Below are 17,011 nucleotides of genomic sequence, written 5' to 3'. Positions count from 1 at the left end.
TGCACTACGCTGTAGCGGATACTTCGCAGGAGCGATGGCCATGCACACAATCGTGATTGCAGACGAGCAACCCTTGCTGCGCGCCGCCGTGCAAGCCTTGCTCGATGCCCAAGGCCACCTGGTGGTGGCGGCCCTGGACAACGGCGCCGAAGCCCTGCAGCAGGCGCTGGCCCTGGAGCCCGAGCTGCTGATCCTGGACCTTGCACTGCCCAGGCTGGGCGGGCTGGAAGTGATCCGCCGCCTGCATCAACGGCAAAGCCCCACCCGCACCCTGGTACTGACCGCGCAAAGCACCGAGCACATTGCCGGCTTGTGCCTGCAGGCGGGCGCCTCGGGCTTCGTCAGCAAGCTTGAAGCGGTGGAGGAGCTCGGCGATGCCGTGCGCACCTTGCTGCGCGGCCGGGCGTGGTTCCCGGTCAGAAGCCTGGGCAGCGTTGCTGCACCGCAAGGCCTGCAGGCCGAAGACGAGCAACTGCGCAACTTGTCGCCTCGGGAGCGTACCGTGCTGCAGTACCTGGTCAATGGTCGCAGCAACAAGGACATCGCCGACGAACTGAGCCTGAGCGACCGTACGGTCAGTACCTACAAGGCGCGATTGCTGCAAAAGCTCAATGCCGGCTCGCTTGCCGAACTGCTGGAAATCGCCTGGCGCGGTGGCTTGCTCGAACGCCTGCCGGCCACCGCCGGCGCCTTGCCCGACGAAAGCCGCGACCAGTACTTTCACGCGTTGTTCGAGGCCATGCCGATGCCGGTGTGCCTGCGCGATGCCGAAGGCTACCTGCTGACCTGCAACCGGCGCTTCCTGGAAGTACTCGATACCACCCTTGAGCAAGCGGTGGGCAAACGGGTCATCGACAGCGAACGCGTGCCCCCGCAGGAGGCCCTGCAGTTTCACCAGCAGTACCTGCAAGCGGCCGCAGCGCAGCAGCCCTACAGCCTGGAACTGGTGCTGCACGACCGGGGCCGGAAAATTGCCTTGCATCATTGGGGCGCGCCGTACCGGGATGCACAAGGGGTGCTGGTGGGCATGCTGTGCTCCTTCGTCGACATGACTGAACACGAACAGGCTTTGATCAGCCTGACCCATGCCAACGAACAGAACCTGGCGGTGAGGCGGGCGCGCCTGATGTTTCTGCACCGGGTTGGCGAGGAGTTCCGGCACATGCTGGAAATGATCGCCAGTCGCTTGCACGAGGTGGCCGCCACCTTTGAAGACAGCGCGGCCTTGCAACAGGCGCGGCAAGACACGCGGCAGATACTTGACCGCATCGGCGTACTGCTGGACCTGGCGGACCTTGAGAGTGGGACCTTGTTGCTCAGGCCGTGGGCGACCGACCTGGTGCGCCTGACCCGTGATGCACTGCAGGCGGTCACCGCCGACGGCGTCCTGAGTGCCGAGTGGCAGGCGCCGCAAGCACCGTCGCCAGCCTGGGTCGATCGTGAGCGCTACCAGCAGATTGTCGGCCTATTGCTCCGGCACTGTGGGCAGTGGGTGGCGGCGCCCTTGCAAGTAACGGCCAGCAGCGCACTGTTGGGGCATGCCGAAATGCTCTGGGAGTTGCGGATCGGTCCGCAGCCGCCCGATGCACCACTCAATGCCCCGAGCGATAGCCTGGAGCCGGCGCTGGTGTTGTGCGAGCGCCTGGCGCAATTGATGGGCGGGCAGTTGCGCTGGCACTGGCCGCCCCAGGGCGGCAACCTCCTGACCTTGCGCCTGCGCCTGCCCCAGGCCACGTCGTAGCCGCTGCCGTGAGGCTACGATTGGGCGCGAAGCGGCCACGGCTGTTGAGTGCGCGGCAGAGGCAACAGCATTGAGTCACCCTTTTCCCGGTCTGTAGTGCATCCCCTACATCACTCTCATGATCCCCTGATCCCTCGGCACTCCCCGCACGGCCAATGATTGCCTCAACCCCGCAGCCGCTTCGCTGCGTAGATTGAGGAGACTGGTCCATGAAACGATCCACCCGACTCAGCAGCCCCCAGCGCCTGGCGTTGACGCCATTGTTCCTGGCCATTGCCCTGGCAGCAGGCGATGCCATGGCCCCCCATGAACTGTTCGCCGATGAGCTGCCCCAGGGTGGCCAGGTAATTTCGGGCCAAGGCGCCATCAACCAGAGCGGGTCCACCCTGCAGATCGACACCAGTACCCCGCGCACCGGGATCAACTGGCAGAAGTTCAGCATCGGCCCCGACAACAAGGTGCATATCCAGCAGCCCGACGGCACCTCGGTGACCCTGAACCGGGTCATCGGCAGCGACCCGTCGAAGATCATGGGCGTGCTCACCTCCAACGGTCAGGTGTTGCTGCTCAACCCCAACGGCATCTGGTTTGGCCCCAATTCTCGGGTATCGACCAGTGCCTTGCTGGCCAGTGCTGGAGTCATCACCGATGAGCAGGCACGTGAGTTTGCCAACGGCGGCAAGCTGGACATTCAGCTCAAAGGCCTGGTGCGCAACGACGGCAAGATCAGCGTGTTCGACAACGGTACCGTGGCGCTGCTCGGGGCCCAGGTCGAGAACGCCGGTGTCATCCAGGCGCGCAAAGGCCAGGTCAACCTCGCCACGGGCCCCAAGGCCACCCTCGACTTTCATGGCGATGGCCTGATCAGCCTGGCCGTTGACGGCTCCCCGGCCGAGGCCAATAGCGTCGATCCCAGCCTCAAGGGCGGTGTCAGCAACAGCGGACAGATCGAGGTCGGGGAAGGCGTGGTAGCCATGAGTGCCCAACGCGCCGCCAAGCACCTGGATTCGGTGATCAGTGTCGGTGGCGCCGTGATTGCCGACTCGGTCAGCAACCAGGGCGGTACCATCGTGCTGGGCAACGCCGAGCAGACTCAGGTCAGCGGCAATCTGTCGGCCAAGGGCCGTGACGGTGGCCAGATCAGTGTGCTGGGTGATCGGGTAACCCTGGCCAGCGGTGCCCAGGTCGATGTATCCGGCAGCGCTGGCAACGGCGGCACTGCCCTGATCGGTGGCAGCTTCCAGGGCAAAGGCCTTGAGCAGGCTGCCCAGGCTACCCGGGTCGAGAAGGGTGCCCAGCTCAAGGCCGACGGCGCCCGCGAAGGTGGCAAGGTCGTGGTGTGGTCTTCAGGCAGCACCGAGTTTGCCGGCAAGGCCAGTGCCAAGGGCGGCATCAAGGGGGGCGTGGTGGAAACCTCGGGCAAGCGCCTGAGTGTCACTCGCGACGCCGCGGTGGATGCCTCCGGTGGCGCTCAATCGGGCCTGTGGCTGCTGGACCCGGACCGCATCGACATCGTCGAGGTGCCCACCGGTGACAACGTCAGCAACGCCGTGATCGCCAACAGCCTGGCCAACAACGATGTACGTATCGAGGCCCGTGAGCGCATCAACGTCAACGCCCCGATCGTTGCGCCGGTAGTGGGTAGCGGCAAGACCCTTGCACTGATTGCCAGTGGCACCGTGGGCAGCGTCACCGACTACGACAGCCAGGGCAGCGGCACTGCGCTGGACAAGGCCAAGCGCAATGACAGCGGTTCGGTTCATATCAACGCGCCGATCCTGCTCAAGGATGGCAATCTGTACGTCGCTGCCACCGGCGATGTACGCCTGAACGACCTCTCGACCCCGGCCGACAGTGGCGCTGCTGCCTACGGCAAGCGCGCGATCATCGATGTCGGCAACGGCACCATCTGGATCAAGACCGCCAACACCGCCTCGGTGATCCAGGATGCCAACACGGCGCTGATCGGTTCCAAAGTGGCCGTGCAGGGCGCCAGCGTCCTGCTCGACAGCTCCCTGAACCACGCCGGCATCCTGGCCGGCCAGGCCAGCAACGGGGTGTTCCATTTCAACCAGACCAACGCCAGCGGCGCGACCACCACCGGTACCGTGGTGGCGCCTTATTCGGGTGAAAGCATGAGTGGCGTCAGCGCCCAGCAGATCAAGTACGTGGGCTATCAAGACGTCACGGCATCGCCCGCGTCCGGGGTGGACTCTCCAGTCAACGTGACCCTGGAGCAGGGTGGTCAGCGCTTCGATTACCTGGTGTTCGAAGCTGCCGGTTTCGTCGATAGAAACGGCCAGCCCATCGACCCCAACATCCTCATGAACTACCTGGACAGCTCCGACTACCTGGTCAACGGCCTGAGCTTCACCGACAGCCACGGCGACCACTGGAAACTGATGCCCGATACCGGCAAGACTTCGCTGACCCGGGTCGAGAAAAACGGCGTCGAGGTGGGCGACTTGCCGGTCGGCTTTGCCCTGGACGCCTACAAGGGCGTAGTGATGGTCGCCAAGGACCCTCGCAATGGCACCGACGCAGGCTGGGGCGTGGACGACTACGCCATCGGCGGCGCCATGAACCAGGGCGAGATCCAGCACAACAGCCAGGACGGCACCTCCGAGCAATTGCTGGTGGCTCTGGGCGACAAGGTCACGCGCGTGGACGGCGTGCTGGCCTGGCTGATGAACGACCAGGCCTGGGCACAGCCCAAGGATGGCAAGGCGCCTTCCGGGCCGCTGCTGGAGCGGGCGCGGGTGCATTTCCTGGAAACCCAGGACGCCAGTGCCGATGCCGTCAAACTCAACGCCAACCAGGCCAAGCTGGCCGTGCAGATCGACGACGCCAGCCGCCAGTATGGTGATGCCAATCCCACCTTCAGCCATGGACCCCTGGTGCTGGCCAACCCGGCCGACAGCAACACCCAGGCCGTGCAGGCACTCGATCAGTATGTGGGAGAGCAACTGGGCGACCCACGCTTTGCGCTCGGCCTGACCCCACAGACCAACGCTACCCAGCGCTCCGATGTTGGCCGCTATGCCATCAGCGGTACTGCCAGCACCGGTGACTTCGTCAACCAGCGCTACCAGACCCAAGTGCGCGACGGTGTACTGAGCATCACTCCGGCCCCCCTGACCGTTACCGCCCGTGACCAGAGCAAGGTCTATGGCGACAGCGACCCGCACCTGGGTTACGACATGAGCGGACAGAAGTTTGACGAAACCCCGGATCAACTGCTCAACGGTGGTGCTCTGGCACGCGCCGGTGCCGGCACCCGCGCCGGCGAAAACGTCGGCCAGTACCAGATCGGCCAAGGCGAGTTGCGCAGTACCAGCGGCAACTACAGCCTGACCTTCAAGGACGGCGTGCTGACCATTACCCCGGCGCCCCTGGTGATCCGTGCCGATGACAAGACCAAGGTCCAGGGCCAGGCCGATCCTGCGCTGACCCACAGTGTCGAAGGCCTCAAGTACAACGACTCGGTCGCGGTGGGCCTCAAGCGTGATCCGGGTGAAGCGGTGGGGCCTTATGCCATTCGCCAGAACGGTATCGATGCCGGTGCCAACTACCAGGTGACCTTCTATGACGGCACCTTGACCATTACCGGGCCCATGGTGCCGCCCGATGTACCTGTTGATGTACCGGGTGACGTGCCGGGTGACGTACCCGCACCGGCCAACCTGCCTGATCCTAGCGACTCGGCAGCACCGCCAACACCGCCCCAGCCCCGGGCAGAGGGCGTTGCAATCAGCGCCCAGGCACCGGGCAGCGAACGCTGCACCGCCCTGGAGTCCCCGTCGGCGGTGGTTGCGAACTACTCGGTAACCCCGGCGGTTGCCCGCACTTACGACGTTCAGCTGGTGTGCAAGCCTCGCGCCTACGGCGACAAGCAGGACCGCCTGCCAGACGTCTCCGACGTGCTGACGTATGCCAACGGCTTACTCAAAGACGGCAAATTCCAGATCCCTGACTGGAACCGCAGTGTGATCCCCCGTCACCTGGAACAGCCTCAAAAAGGAGGCAAGTAATCATGAACACTTTCGCGCAAAAATCGGCCCTGGCCCTGTGCATTGCCGTCGCCCTGGCGGTTCAACCGGTACTGGCAGCGCCACTGAGCGGCCTGGACCCAGGTCGTGTGGAAACCCCCGGTCCCGACGGTCGGCGCAGTCCGGCGGTGCAGATGCCAGGCAGCCTGGAGCTGTCGCCTACCCGGGTGTCGCCGCAGGCGCCCGAGGTGCAGGCTCCTGCCCAACCACGACCATTGACCGCCAGCAGCACTCGCTTTGAAGTCCGCAAGGTGATGCTCGAAGGTGCCGATCACTACCCTCAAGGTACCTTTGCCAGCGTACTCAAGGGGCTCGAAGGTCGCCAGGTAACGCTCGGCGAGGTGAACGCCGTGACCGACCAGATCACCCAGCGCTACCGCGACGACGGCTTTTTACTGGTGCGCACCTTCGTCCCTGCGCAAAAGGTCGACAAGGGCCTGTTACGCCTGCAGGTGGTCGAAGGCAAGGTCAACCAGGTCAAGATCAGCGGGCCCAGCAACAAGGCCGTGGAACGCTATGCTGCGAACATTCGCAACGAAGCGCCACTGACCGGCAAGACCCTGGAACGCAACCTGTTGCTGATGAACGACCTCTCGGGCCTGGACAGCCGGGCGGTGCTGTCACCTTCGAGCGTGGGGCAGGGGACCGACCTGGACGTTGCCAACGAGTTGCGCCGCTGGGAAGGCTTCATCGGCTTCGATAACCGCGACAGTCGCTACTTCGGGCCCTGGCAGGTGTATGGCGGGATCGGCGTGAACGATCCGCTGGGCCTGGGCGATCACCTGTCGCTGCGCCTTGGACGTTCGGTCGAAGGCGACAAGATGGCCTTCTACGAAGGCCAGTACGAACTGCCGCTGGGCAGTCAGGGCACGGTGCTGAGCGTGCTCGCCCAGCACAACGATGGCAACGCCGACACCTTCGACTTCCTCAATGCCAACAGCAGTGGCGATACCCTGGCCGTGCGCATCGCCCACCCCTGGATTCGTAGCCGTGCCGAAACCTTCAAGACGTCCGCGGCGTTCACCTGGTTCAACGGCAAGGCCGAGTACCTGGACGACCCCGACCAGGCGCCGTCCAGCGATGACCGCATTCGTGCCCTGCGCCTGGGCGCCAGCTGGGATTTCACCGACCAGTACGGTGGCCGCAACCTGCTCAAGGCCGAAGTGAGCAAGGGCCTGGACGTGCTTGGCGCCAGTGACGAAGGTCGCGCCAACCCTTCGCGTGAGGGCGGCCAGACCGACTTCACCAAGCTGCAATACGACGCCCAGCGCATCCAGGACTTGAGCAAGGTGCTCGAAGGGCTGAACCTGTACCTGGCCCTTACAGGGCAGACGGCCTTCGGCAATGCGCTGTTGTCACCCGAGCAGTTCGGTGTGGGCGGCAGCCAGTTCGGCCGCGGCTACGACCCTTCGGAAATCGCTGCTGACAACGGTATCGCGGGCAAGGTCGAACTGCAGTACAACACCGCCCACCAGGTCAAGGACTACCGCGTGCCGACGCAATACTACGGTTTCTGGGACGTGGGCAAGGTGTGGAACAACAGCCCTGACTATTTCGGCTCACAGAGCCTGTCGTCGGCAGGTTTCGGCGCCCACTTCCAGGTTGCCAAGGACATGTACCTGTCGCCTGAACTGGCGTTCCCGCTGACTCGCTCGGTGTCGGCCGAAGCGTTGGAGGATCACAACGGCAAGGAGCCGCGGCTGTACTTCAACTTCCTCAAGCTGTTCTAACCACAGGACGCTGCAGATCGTGATTGTGACTTCACAGGCAGAGGGCCTGACGCTAGTGTTAAGACACTCGCGCCAGGCCCTTCTGGTTTGGCCATTGCCAAGGAAGTCCCCCGTAAATGACCGATTCGACCTTACATGCCGAACTGGGAGAGATTCCCTACACCGTCAACCTGTCCGCCGGCGTGAACCAGTGGCTGGCCGATGAGAACGAGGCGCTTGGAGGCCACGACAGTGGCCCGAACCCTCACCAATTGTTGCTCTCGGCTTTGGGTGCGTGTACCGCGATTACCCTGTCGATGTATGCCCGCCGCAAGGAGTGGCCGCTGCAGCACGTGCATGTGCAGTTGGACATCATCAAGGAAGAGAAGAGCGCACCCATGCGCACCGAGATCAAGCGTGTAATCGAGCTGCACGGTGATCTCGATGCTGCCCAGCGCGAGCGACTGCTGGGCGTGGCCAATGCCTGCCCGGTACACAAACTGCTCAGTGGCAGCATTGTCATTGACAGCCAGTTGAGCGATTAATGCGCCCCGCGCTTGAACGGTGGGAGCGGGGCTTGCTGGCAATCGGCCGCGCCCCTTGATCGGCTAACTGCACCGGCCCATCGCCGCCAAGCCAGCGCCCACAAGGCATGCAAAACGCCCGGTGTTGGGCACCGGGCGTTTGGTCAACGAGGGTGTGGCTTACTGGCTTTTGGCAACCTGCTCGACTTTCTGCATGCGGTTGGTGTCCATCAATACCAGGCCGAAGGCCATGCCATACATCAAGCGGCCCTGGGCATCGACTTTGATCGGTGCATACATGCCGTTGAACACCGGGTCGCTACCCGTGGCAATTTCCAGCACGGTCTTGCCGGTGTCCAGGTCCATGCCGATGTGGTAACCCTCACCCTGGCGCGCGGTGTACACGCCGTTGATCAAGGCCATGCGGCTGCCACCGCTGATCATTGGCACCACTGAGACCGAACCGACGTCGGTGCGATTCCACAGGGTATTCCATTGGTCCTTGGCGCTGTCCCACTTGAGCATTGCAACGCCCTTGGCCGCCGGGCGGGTCATGCCGTTGAGCATGGTGACGTAGTAGCCCGATTTGGCCAGCGCCGGTTTGTCTTGTGCCGGAATGTTGTTGACCACAAAGGCATGGCCGTCATACACCGCCACCGATTGCTCCGACTGCACGGTCGGGATCGCGTCACCCAGGTCAACCTGGCGCTGGTCGGCAACCCGTGGCGACAGGGTGCCCGGCTTCTGTTTCCAGCCCGCCGGAATCTTGTCGCGCCACATGGCGACCAGGTTCATTTTTTTCGAACCGTCGGTGAACACCACCAGTTGGTCTTCGTCCGGGCCATAGCCCATCAGGGTAGGGGTGGAGCCGGTGCCATCGCCGATTTTGACTGCAGTGAAGCGCGGGCCGCGCTCGTAGGGGGCTTTCCAGGCACCACTGGCTTCGTCGGCGTGGAGCTTGCCGTTCTTGTCGACCACCAGGCGATACATGTTCTGGTTGGAGGCCACATACACCGCGCCTCCATCCACTTCAGGGCCGGTGGCGAAGGAGTTGAGGAACACCTCGTCATTGCCTTCGATGCGGTAGGTGTCGATCAGCTTGAGCGTGGTGCGGTCCAGGGTCGCCACGGTGCCACCCATGGTGTTGACCACCAGGTAGCCGTTGAGGGTCATGCCCATGCCAAAGGCAGTGTCCATCGGGATGCCGACGCTGCGCTTGGTCTTTTCGTTGTCGAACAGTGCGTCGGGCAGTTGCACTTCGTGGGTCAGTTTCATGCCCGAGGCAGGGTCTTTGGCGTCATTCTGGTCGATGCGGAACACCCGGCGGGCACTGGCGCCGATGAAGGCGTTGTCACGGGTCAGCAGCGAGTAGATGGCGCCGCCCAGCAATTGGTCGGTGGTGGCCGTCAGCATGCGGTTGGGCTGCGACTGCATGTAGTCGAGCAGGCCTTTCTCATCCTTGGCGTCGAGGAACTTACGGGCCTGGGCGGCTTGCTCCAGGCGTTTCTCGGTGGACACCGGCGTGTAGTTGGGTAGTTTGACCGGCAGGTCGACGCGGGCGATTTCCTTGAAGTTGAAGTCGTCGTCGATCTTCAGTTTGCGCAAGGAGAACCCGGCCCAGTACCAGTAGATATCCGTGCCACCGACCTTGTCGGTGTACTGCATCAGGCTGCCCGATTCGTTCGGGACCACGCGGTAGGCTTGCGGGGTCATCTTGTATGAACCACGCGCCACGCTGATCGAGGTGCTGTCCGAAGCGCCGTCGTTCCAATGGGTCTGGTTGTTGTAGGACTGGGCCAGGTACGGGTTGGGTGGCGCTACCTGGGTTTGTGCGGTAGCCACCGCCGGTGCGGCGAGGCAGCAGGTTGCCCACAGGGCCCAGTGGGGAGGTAACTCGAACATACGCTCATTCCTTCCTTTTGTTGTTATTGCCAGCGATTGCGGGCCCAGAGTAGCCCGCTGCTCCGGCGGCCATAGCCACCCGTGGCGGGGGGCAGGATTACATCGCCATCCTCTGCTAGCGTTCCCCCCAATAACAACAAGGACACCCCTAAGGAGAGCACATGCTGCAAGGTATCAATGTTGTCGAGATCTGCGGAATCGGCCCAGGGCCGTTCTGCGCCATGCACCTGGCGGACCTGGGGGCTGATGTGATTGCCGTGGAGCGTGGCGCGTCCACTTCGATTACCGGTGAGGCCAATGCCGCCGCCAACCCGCTCAACCGTGGCAAGCGCTCGGTGGTGGCCGACCTCAAGACCGCCGAAGGTCGCGAGCTGGTGCTCAAACTGATTGAAAGTGCCGATGTCCTGATCGAGGGCATGCGCCCCGGTGTCATGGAACGCCTGGGCCTGGGCCCGGAGCAGTGCCAGGCGCGCAACCCCAGGCTGGTGTACGGGCGCATGACGGGCTGGGGCCAGCACGGACCGATGGCCAACGCCGCCGGCCATGACAACAACTACATCGCCTTGTCGGGCGCGCTGTACCACAGCGGTACCGCAGGTGAAGCACCCTCGTCGCCGATCACCCTGATCGGTGATATCGGCGGCGGTGCGTTGTACCTGGCCATCGGAGTACTGGCCGGGGTGCTCAAGGCGCGCCAGACCGGGCAGGGCAGTGTGGTGGATGCCGCCATCGTCGATGGCTCGGCACACATGATGCAACTGATGATGTCGCTGGGCAGCAGGGGCCTGCTCAACGAACAACGTGGCAAGAGCGTCCACGACGGCTCGCACTTCTATGCCACCTACCGCTGCGCCGATGACCGTTATGTCGCCCTGGGTTCGATGGAACCGCAGTTCTACGCCTTGCTGCTGAACAAGCTCGGCCTGCAGGACGATCCCCGTTTTGCCCACCAATGGGACGCCAGGCAATGGCCTGCGATGCGTGAAGCCTTTGCAACGCTGTTCGCCAGCCAGCCGCGCGAGCATTGGTGCGATCTGCTGGAAGGCACCGATGCCTGTTTTGCCCCGGTGCTCAGCCCCCGTGAAGCTTCGCAGCACCCGCACATGGTCGAGCGCGACGTGTATTTCGAGCGCGACGGCCTGCTGCAGGCGCACCCGGCCCCGCGCTTTGACGGGCAGGTGGTCACCCCAGGACCGATTCCCACCCGTGGCGCTCATACCGAACAGGTACTGGGTGCCCTCGAAGCCGGCGATCTCGCCGGGCTCTGGGGCCGTTGAGCCGTTTGAGCCTGAAAACAACAACGCAACAGCAATACGCAATGAACATGCTTGAAGGCAACGTCGCACGGGTGACCGGCTCCGGTCGTGGTATCGGACGCGCAGCGGCGCTGCCACTGGCAAGTGGTGAAGCGGTGGCCTGCGCAGGCAGCGTCACCGGCCGGGACTTCGCCGAGCGCCTGGTCAAGGCCGCGATGGACCACTACGGCGCCATCGACTTCTCCGCTGGGCGGTCCTGGCCATGCGCGCGAAGCAGCGGGTGCGGTCGTGTTGCTGTGCCTGCCACAGGCCGATTACTTGTCTAGGCAAACGCTGTACTGCGGCGGCGGGCCTGGTCCGGCGTGCTGACGACCGTTCATCCCTCGTGCGGCACTTGGCCGGCGCGGCATTCTCCAACGGGAAACACCGTAGAGGAATGCCGTCATGCCCAGGGGAAGCAAAGCCAAGTACACCGACAAACAGAAGCGCAAGGCCGAACACATCGAGCAGCGCTACGAAAACAAGGGCGTGTCCAGAGACGAAGCCGAAGCCCGTGCCTGGGCGACGGTGAACAAGCAGTCGGGTGGGGGTGAAAAGGCCGGCGGTTCGGGCCAGAGCACGTCGACAAGCGAGAAGAAGACGGCCCGCTCCGATTCAGCCAAGCGTGCTGCCAAGACCCGTGAAGGGCACGCGCGCAGCTCCACCGCCTCGCTCGACAGCCAGACCAAGCAAAGCCTGATGAAGGAGGCCCGCAGCAAGGACATCCGCGGGCGCTCGACCATGACCAAGGCCGAACTGATCAAGGCCCTGCACGCGCATCATTAGGTGTGTGCAGGGCCTTGAATTTTCAGCGGGGGCAGTAGGGACGATCCAGGCCAGGTTCAAACGTTGGCGCGGCACCCCAGCCAGCGCTTGGACTGCAACGCGGCCTGAGTCATGCAGGCGCCGAACACGGCCAGTGCCATGTCTTTTTGCGCGTCCCAGGGGTCTTTCTGGGTCGCCAGGAAAGCCTTGGCCTGGTCCTCTCCCAAGTACTGGCCGCCAACCCATTCGATCAATTCGTACATCGCCGAAGTGCTCAGTACGACGTTGAGTGCAAGGAGGGCCAGCCACATTCCCCGTAAGGGGGTGCAGCGTTGCAGCACTTCGCGCAGGGGCAGGCAGAACAGCACGCCATAACTCAGATGCACCAGACGGTCGTACTGGTTGCGGTCCCAGCCCAGGGCGTTGTTCAGTGAGCGGTCGGCAAGCGCTTGGGCCCATGCCTCGTAGGGCACCTTGGCATAGGTGTAGTGGGCGCCGAGTTCATGGATAGCCAACAGGGCAAGGATCGCCCCATATGCGCTGGCCGACAGGCGCAGATAACGCCAACCCACTACCAGGCCTACCAGCAATATTGCCGGCAGGGCGTTTTCGAGCAGCCAGTCTACCCGGCTATGGGGCTCGATGCCGGAGGCCGCCAGCATGGCCACTGCTATCGCCAGCATGAGTGCAGCTTGCCTGGCGGTCGCTTGCGATAAAGAAATGGGCATTATGGGTGTTCCCGCGTAAAGCCCGACGCTCAGGGGATCAGTACCGGTAGTTCGCGACGCACCAGTTTGCCCGCACGCAGCGTCAGGGGGATGCCGTTGAGCGACTTTTTGCGCACCCAGCGGCATTGGCTGATCTCTCTGGCGGGGATGGCTTTGGTCTGGTCGTCTACCTGCAGACAGAAGATGTAGTGCAGTGTGTCGCCGATGGCAATCTCGCAGAGTTGGAGCATTTTCTCGGCTTGCAGTCGTGTTTCTTCCTCAAGCTCGCGCAGCGCTGCCTGCAAGGGGGTTTCACCCGCTTCGATGGCCCCGCCGGGCAAGTTCCATTTGGCATGGCGTTTCTTGACGAGCAATACCTTGCCACTGCGCAGGCAGACGATCGTGGCTCTGGCTCTGGTTGGCATCGTGGGGGCCTTTTATTTGACTGCTTACTGCAACCGACATTCAGCGTCGGTAGTGGTTCGATCTATACAAGGGCGGTCGACTGTATGGCGACTGCTGCGCAGCCGATCGCAGCCTCGTGCCTGCGCACCATCGATACCAGCCGTGGCCCCACGTCCTTGATCAGTTGTCCCTCGCTGAGCATGAACGAGGGAATGCCGCAGTTGAACACCAGGATCTCGCCGTCGCCCATAGCCCGCATGGGCACGGCCACGGCGTGGATTTCCTTGCGCAGGTCGCCGTACGACACGCAAAACCCCCGCGCCTGAAATTCCTGAATGCTTTCTTCGATCCGGGGGTAAAACACATTCCAGTCTTCAGGCGTCCTGACCTTGATCTCGTTGAGCAGCGCCGTGCGCTCGTCACGCCCGGAGGCGGCGATGCTCCCCGGCCCATCGCCGTGGGTACGATGGGATAACTCAGGCCGACGTCCGGCGGATGGCTCATGGGCGCGGCACTGCGGCTGCTCTCCAGGTACACGACGCTCAAGCGGTCGTGCATGCCCAGTGACACCGAGCCGCGAATATAGTCGGCCAGCTCTTTTATGAACGGCCGCGCAATCTGGCGGATGTTGAGGCTGGCCAGCAACGGGTAGCCCAGGGCGAGCACCGCCGAGCCGAGCTGGTACTTTGGTTTTTGGCGCAACGGCAGTGACATTGACCGCTTGTGTCACTGCCGTGCTGTCGATCTTCCTCTGAATTACGACCGCTTCGCGGTCGATCGCAGGCTATCGCCAGCGGCTACAGGACCAGGCAGGAGCGCTAGTTACGTCGTGCCGTACGTCTGGCCACCCCGGCAACACTCACCGGAGTGAGTGGACGCCCGACAACGGCCTGGGCCTCTGGCACCAGGCTGTGAACTCCCGGAATGGACAGGTGTTCGCCCACTTCCAGCGCGCACATCAGCACGAACCCGACAACAACGGGGCCACCGGACTTCAACAGCAGGTTCATTTGGCTTTACCTCGTACAAAGTTGAGCGGCAAGTCCTCGGCATTGGGCAAGTCCTTGAGTTCTATTTTCTTGGCCTGGGTAGGATTGCTGAAGACAAAGTCATCCGCCTTTGCACCTTCACCACTTTTCCAGTCGCTGAGCTGAATGCTGTATTGCGGTTCGCCGGCAATCTGCTTGGAGGTGATGACATAGCGGCAGGGATAGGGCCGCTCGCCCTGGGCGATCCATATCTGCCAATCGACTTCTTTTTTCCGGAAGGCCAGGTGATCGCACTCGACTCCGCCAATCACCCCGCTGCCCAGGTCTTTGATGTCGGTGACGCCTTCCATCAGCTTCGCCTGGGGATCGGACATGAACAGGTCAGCCCCCGGAAGCGGGCGGTCGTACTTGTCGCGGAGCACATCGAGCAAATGGTCGAGGCTGCCCGGAACGTCGAGCTGCGAGTAGATGTTCTTGCCCTTGCCGACGAGGGTCAGCGTCTTGCCATCGAATAGCATCTCGATGTCGGCAAAGCCGCTGGAGCGGGTGCTGCGTATTTTGTCGGGACGGTTGATGACAACCGTCCCGGAACCGGCCAACGCCAGTCGTTGATGATCCTCGGTGACAACTTCAAGAATGGTGTCGTAGTTGAACGACAGACTGTTCTGCGCCGACATATAGTCGGACATGTTCTTGATCAGATTTTTTGCATAGGCCTCATCGGCCTGGAGGGCGGTTGACCCTACGCATCCGATGATTGTGACAAGGCCCACTTCGGTCAGGCGGGTTACAGAGGAGCCGATCCACTTTTTCGCGATCTTTTCCATAGGAGTCACCGCTGCAAGAATGCCGGGTTGGCAATGCGGACCTTTAAATTTAGTCGTACAACCTCTGGTGCGTCGTCCATTTACTGACCACTTATCCGAAGCTGCCCGCACAGCAGTCGTGGCACGGCTTCACTCCCGGCGCTGCGCCTTGCGTTGCCGGACGTTCTTCGGGTCATGCAGTTGCATGACCCAGGCCAGGCTCCTGGCTTCTTCATCTTCCTGGGCGGCAAGCAACGCGGCGCGGCCGTCCGTGGCTGCGCGGTTGCGGGCCCAGGTGCCGCCGCAGGCCTGCACAACCGTGTGCCAGATCACTCGAATTCGTGCGCCCATGATGGCTCTCCTCGACTGTGGCGTGATGGACACCATGGTCGAGGGAGGCACGGTTCTGCGGTATCGGGGAGGCACGAAAGGTGTGTAGTGGGCGCACTACAACCGTTGCGAATATCTGCGCGACTGGCGCGAAATGATAAAAATCTGGCAGTAAATGCCAAGAACCAATAAGCGGCCTATCCAAGACTGGGACCCAATGCCAACACCTTTCCACCTAGCGCCAGGGCAACGTCGGTGCAGTGAGCCAGGTGCTGTTTTCTTGACAACCGATGGAGCGCACACAATGAGCCATCCTGTTATGCCGGTCGGTGCCCAGGGCCAAACCCCTGAGGTGCCGCGTTCAGTGTTCATCACCGGTGCCAACGGCTTTATCGGCCAGGCGCTGGTGCGCCGTTACAAGGCGCTCGGCGCAGAGGTGCGCGGCATGGACCTGCGCGCCGACGACAGCAATGCCATCGTCGCCGGCAACTTGACCCAGCCGCAGCAATGGGCAGAACACGCACGCGGCTGCGAGCTGTTCATCAACACGGCGGCGGTGGTTTCTCTGGCCGCGCCCTGGCGCCTGTACCGGGAGGTCTCGGTGCGTGGCGTACGCAATTGTCTGGATGTCGCCATCAGCGCGGGCGCCCAGCGCTTCGTGCAGTTTTCCTCGATTGCCGCGCTGGGTTGGGAATACCCCGATCAAGCGGACGAGCGTTGCGACGTGGTTATTGGCGATCACTATCGCTATGGCGTGGCCAAAGGGGCCAGCGAGCACCTGGTGCTGGCGGCCCACGCTGCGGGTGAAATCGACTGCACCGTGGTGCGTCCAGGGGATGTCTACGGCCCCGGCTCGCGTGCGTGGCTCAGCGAGCCCCTGAAGATGGCCCAGGCCGGGGCGCTGATCTTGCCCAATCGGGGGGAAGGGCGCTGGACGCCGGTGTACATCGACGATCTGCTCGACGGGGTGATGCTTGCTGCAGGCCTGGCGCAGGCGCGCGGGCAGATCTTTCACATCAGCGCCAGCGAATCGGTGAGCTGCAAGGCGTTTTTCAGCCATCACTGGCGCTGGGCAGGGCGCTCCGGCGCGCCGCGCAGCTTGCCACTGTGGTTGGCCGTGGCGCTGACCCGTGGCCTCTGGAATTTCAACCGACTGATCAAGCGCGCCGACGAGATCACGCCCGACGCCATGTACATGTTCTCGCGCACGGGGGGTATTTCTATCGACAAGGCCCGGCGCCTGCTTGGCTATGCGCCCAAGGTCAGCCTGGAAGAAGGCCTGCGCCGATCCGAAGCCTGGCTGCGGGAGAGCGGCCAGCTGAGTTGACGGCAACTGCTGCGCAGTCGATTGCAGCCTCGTTTCCTCGGCAGCGGCTACAGGGCTTGTAGCCGCTGGCGATAGCCTGCGATCGGCCGCGCAGCGGTCGCAGCGGTTCTTATGGATCCATTAGCGTCACGTGCAGCGAGGCACGCCTCAGCGTTCTCGGGCGATAATCGAACAGAATTATTTACTTTAACAACACGATATAAGAATCTGATATATATCATTTAAATAAAATCAATCTTATGTGATGAGGCAATTTAAACCGTCAATAGTACTGGCGTTTCATGATTCGCCCTGTTGTCTATGGATCCATTATCTGATTGATTAGCCCCTGGCAACGGCGGGAGCCCTCTCGACCGTAGGCGATAACAATTACAAAAAGGGTTCAGTCATGAATGGCTTACCAAGGGTGCGCAACTGCCAGGGTTCGCGCCGCTCGCTTTGTGTGTGCACACGTCTATCTGT

15 protein-coding genes are annotated in these 17,011 nt (G+C 62.8%); 8 read left to right on the top strand and 7 right to left on the bottom strand.

Going from position 1 to position 17,011, the window contains the following annotated elements; genetic code table 11:
- The first annotated feature begins 40 nt into the window (after positions 1–40).
- The 4 genes from ABVN19_RS10015 (at position 41) to ABVN19_RS10000 (ending at position 8,044) form a co-directional block, all read left to right on the top strand.
- Entirely contained in the window at positions 41–1,741 is a 1,701-nt protein-coding gene (locus tag ABVN19_RS10015; protein WP_158259249.1) for a response regulator, read from the top strand.
- Between the two features lie 209 nt (positions 1,742–1,950).
- Positions 1,951–5,772 (top strand): MBG domain-containing protein, encoded by a 3,822-nt coding sequence (locus tag ABVN19_RS10010; protein WP_105642742.1) that lies wholly within the window; start codon positions 1,951–1,953, stop codon positions 5,770–5,772.
- Between the two features lie 2 nt (positions 5,773–5,774).
- A complete protein-coding gene (locus ABVN19_RS10005) occupies positions 5,775–7,520 on the top strand; it encodes a ShlB/FhaC/HecB family hemolysin secretion/activation protein (RefSeq protein WP_105642743.1) in 1,746 nt (581 codons plus the stop codon).
- A 116-nt stretch (positions 7,521–7,636) separates the two neighbouring features.
- On the top strand, positions 7,637–8,044 hold the full coding sequence (locus tag ABVN19_RS10000; protein WP_105642744.1) for an OsmC family protein: 408 nt from the start codon (positions 7,637–7,639) through the stop codon (positions 8,042–8,044).
- A gap of 159 nt (positions 8,045–8,203) precedes the next feature.
- Here the strand turns inward: ABVN19_RS10000 and ABVN19_RS09995 are convergent, their stop codons facing one another.
- Entirely contained in the window at positions 8,204–9,925 is a 1,722-nt protein-coding gene (locus ABVN19_RS09995) for a hypothetical protein (RefSeq protein WP_105642745.1), read from the bottom strand.
- Positions 9,926–10,086: 161 nt separating this feature from the next.
- Here ABVN19_RS09995 and ABVN19_RS09990 point away from each other — a divergent pair, with 161 nt between their 5' ends.
- The 3 genes from ABVN19_RS09990 to ABVN19_RS09980 all read left to right on the top strand — a co-directional run bounded on the left by ABVN19_RS09990 (position 10,087) and on the right by ABVN19_RS09980 (position 12,006).
- Positions 10,087–11,202, top strand: coding sequence for a CaiB/BaiF CoA-transferase family protein (locus ABVN19_RS09990; protein WP_105642746.1), 1,116 nt, complete (start codon positions 10,087–10,089; stop codon positions 11,200–11,202).
- A gap of 41 nt (positions 11,203–11,243) precedes the next feature.
- A complete protein-coding gene (locus ABVN19_RS09985; protein ID WP_353632801.1) occupies positions 11,244–11,507 on the top strand; it encodes a hypothetical protein in 264 nt (87 codons plus the stop codon).
- 118 nt (positions 11,508–11,625) lie between these two features.
- Positions 11,626–12,006 (top strand): hypothetical protein, encoded by a 381-nt coding sequence (locus ABVN19_RS09980; RefSeq protein WP_028946259.1) that lies wholly within the window; start codon positions 11,626–11,628, stop codon positions 12,004–12,006.
- A gap of 56 nt (positions 12,007–12,062) precedes the next feature.
- Here ABVN19_RS09980 and ABVN19_RS09975 read toward each other — a convergent pair whose 3' ends face one another.
- The 6 genes from ABVN19_RS09975 to ABVN19_RS09950 form a co-directional block, all read right to left on the bottom strand.
- Positions 12,063–12,668, bottom strand: a complete 606-nt coding sequence (locus ABVN19_RS09975) for a DUF2238 domain-containing protein (protein WP_036990451.1) — start codon at positions 12,666–12,668, stop codon at positions 12,063–12,065.
- A 74-nt stretch (positions 12,669–12,742) separates the two neighbouring features.
- Positions 12,743–13,117: an NUDIX domain-containing protein gene (locus ABVN19_RS09970; protein ID WP_028946258.1), complete on the bottom strand. Its 375-nt coding sequence runs from the start codon at positions 13,115–13,117 to the stop codon at positions 12,743–12,745.
- Positions 13,118–13,179: 62 nt separating this feature from the next.
- Positions 13,180–13,461 (bottom strand): hypothetical protein, encoded by a 282-nt coding sequence (locus tag ABVN19_RS09965; RefSeq protein WP_028946257.1) that lies wholly within the window; start codon positions 13,459–13,461, stop codon positions 13,180–13,182.
- Positions 13,462–13,915: 454 nt separating this feature from the next.
- Positions 13,916–14,107, bottom strand: coding sequence for a hypothetical protein (locus ABVN19_RS09960; protein WP_105642747.1), 192 nt, complete (start codon positions 14,105–14,107; stop codon positions 13,916–13,918).
- Positions 14,104–14,913 carry a DUF2092 domain-containing protein gene (locus ABVN19_RS09955; RefSeq protein WP_028946255.1) on the bottom strand — a complete coding sequence of 270 codons (810 nt, stop codon included), beginning with the start codon at positions 14,911–14,913 and terminating at the stop codon, positions 14,104–14,106. The genes ABVN19_RS09960 and ABVN19_RS09955 overlap by 4 nt, the downstream gene beginning before the upstream one ends.
- A 129-nt stretch (positions 14,914–15,042) precedes the next feature.
- Positions 15,043–15,243: a hypothetical protein gene (locus tag ABVN19_RS09950; protein ID WP_028946254.1), complete on the bottom strand. Its 201-nt coding sequence runs from the start codon at positions 15,241–15,243 to the stop codon at positions 15,043–15,045.
- Positions 15,244–15,526: 283 nt separating this feature from the next.
- On the opposite strand from ABVN19_RS09950, the gene ABVN19_RS09945 reads away from it, so the two are divergent.
- Positions 15,527–16,549: an NAD-dependent epimerase/dehydratase family protein gene (locus tag ABVN19_RS09945; RefSeq protein WP_158259250.1), complete on the top strand. Its 1,023-nt coding sequence runs from the start codon at positions 15,527–15,529 to the stop codon at positions 16,547–16,549.
- Positions 16,550–17,011: the final 462 nt, after the last annotated feature.

Source organism: Pseudomonas vranovensis (genome assembly GCF_040438935.1).
Lineage (GTDB): Bacteria > Pseudomonadota > Gammaproteobacteria > Pseudomonadales > Pseudomonadaceae > Aquipseudomonas > Aquipseudomonas vranovensis.
The sequence above is the reverse complement of the archived record's forward strand: the minus strand, read 5'-3'. Positions and strand labels throughout refer to the sequence as shown.

Coding starts and splice junctions, on each gene's coding strand:
- ABVN19_RS10015 (WP_158259249.1), top strand. CDS start 41: ATGCACACAATCGTGATTGCAGACGAGCAACCCTTGCTGCGCGCCGCC.
- ABVN19_RS10010 (WP_105642742.1), top strand. CDS start 1,951: ATGAAACGATCCACCCGACTCAGCAGCCCCCAGCGCCTGGCGTTGACG.
- ABVN19_RS10005 (WP_105642743.1), top strand. CDS start 5,775: ATGAACACTTTCGCGCAAAAATCGGCCCTGGCCCTGTGCATTGCCGTC.
- ABVN19_RS10000 (WP_105642744.1), top strand. CDS start 7,637: ATGACCGATTCGACCTTACATGCCGAACTGGGAGAGATTCCCTACACC.
- ABVN19_RS09995 (WP_105642745.1), bottom strand. CDS start 9,925: ATGTTCGAGTTACCTCCCCACTGGGCCCTGTGGGCAACCTGCTGCCTC.
- ABVN19_RS09990 (WP_105642746.1), top strand. CDS start 10,087: ATGCTGCAAGGTATCAATGTTGTCGAGATCTGCGGAATCGGCCCAGGG.
- ABVN19_RS09985 (WP_353632801.1), top strand. CDS start 11,244: ATGAACATGCTTGAAGGCAACGTCGCACGGGTGACCGGCTCCGGTCGT.
- ABVN19_RS09980 (WP_028946259.1), top strand. CDS start 11,626: ATGCCCAGGGGAAGCAAAGCCAAGTACACCGACAAACAGAAGCGCAAG.
- ABVN19_RS09975 (WP_036990451.1), bottom strand. CDS start 12,668: ATGCTGGCGATAGCAGTGGCCATGCTGGCGGCCTCCGGCATCGAGCCC.
- ABVN19_RS09970 (WP_028946258.1), bottom strand. CDS start 13,117: ATGCCAACCAGAGCCAGAGCCACGATCGTCTGCCTGCGCAGTGGCAAG.
- ABVN19_RS09960 (WP_105642747.1), bottom strand. CDS start 14,107: ATGAACCTGCTGTTGAAGTCCGGTGGCCCCGTTGTTGTCGGGTTCGTG.
- ABVN19_RS09955 (WP_028946255.1), bottom strand. CDS start 14,913: ATGGAAAAGATCGCGAAAAAGTGGATCGGCTCCTCTGTAACCCGCCTG.
- ABVN19_RS09950 (WP_028946254.1), bottom strand. CDS start 15,243: ATGGGCGCACGAATTCGAGTGATCTGGCACACGGTTGTGCAGGCCTGC.
- ABVN19_RS09945 (WP_158259250.1), top strand. CDS start 15,527: ATGAGCCATCCTGTTATGCCGGTCGGTGCCCAGGGCCAAACCCCTGAG.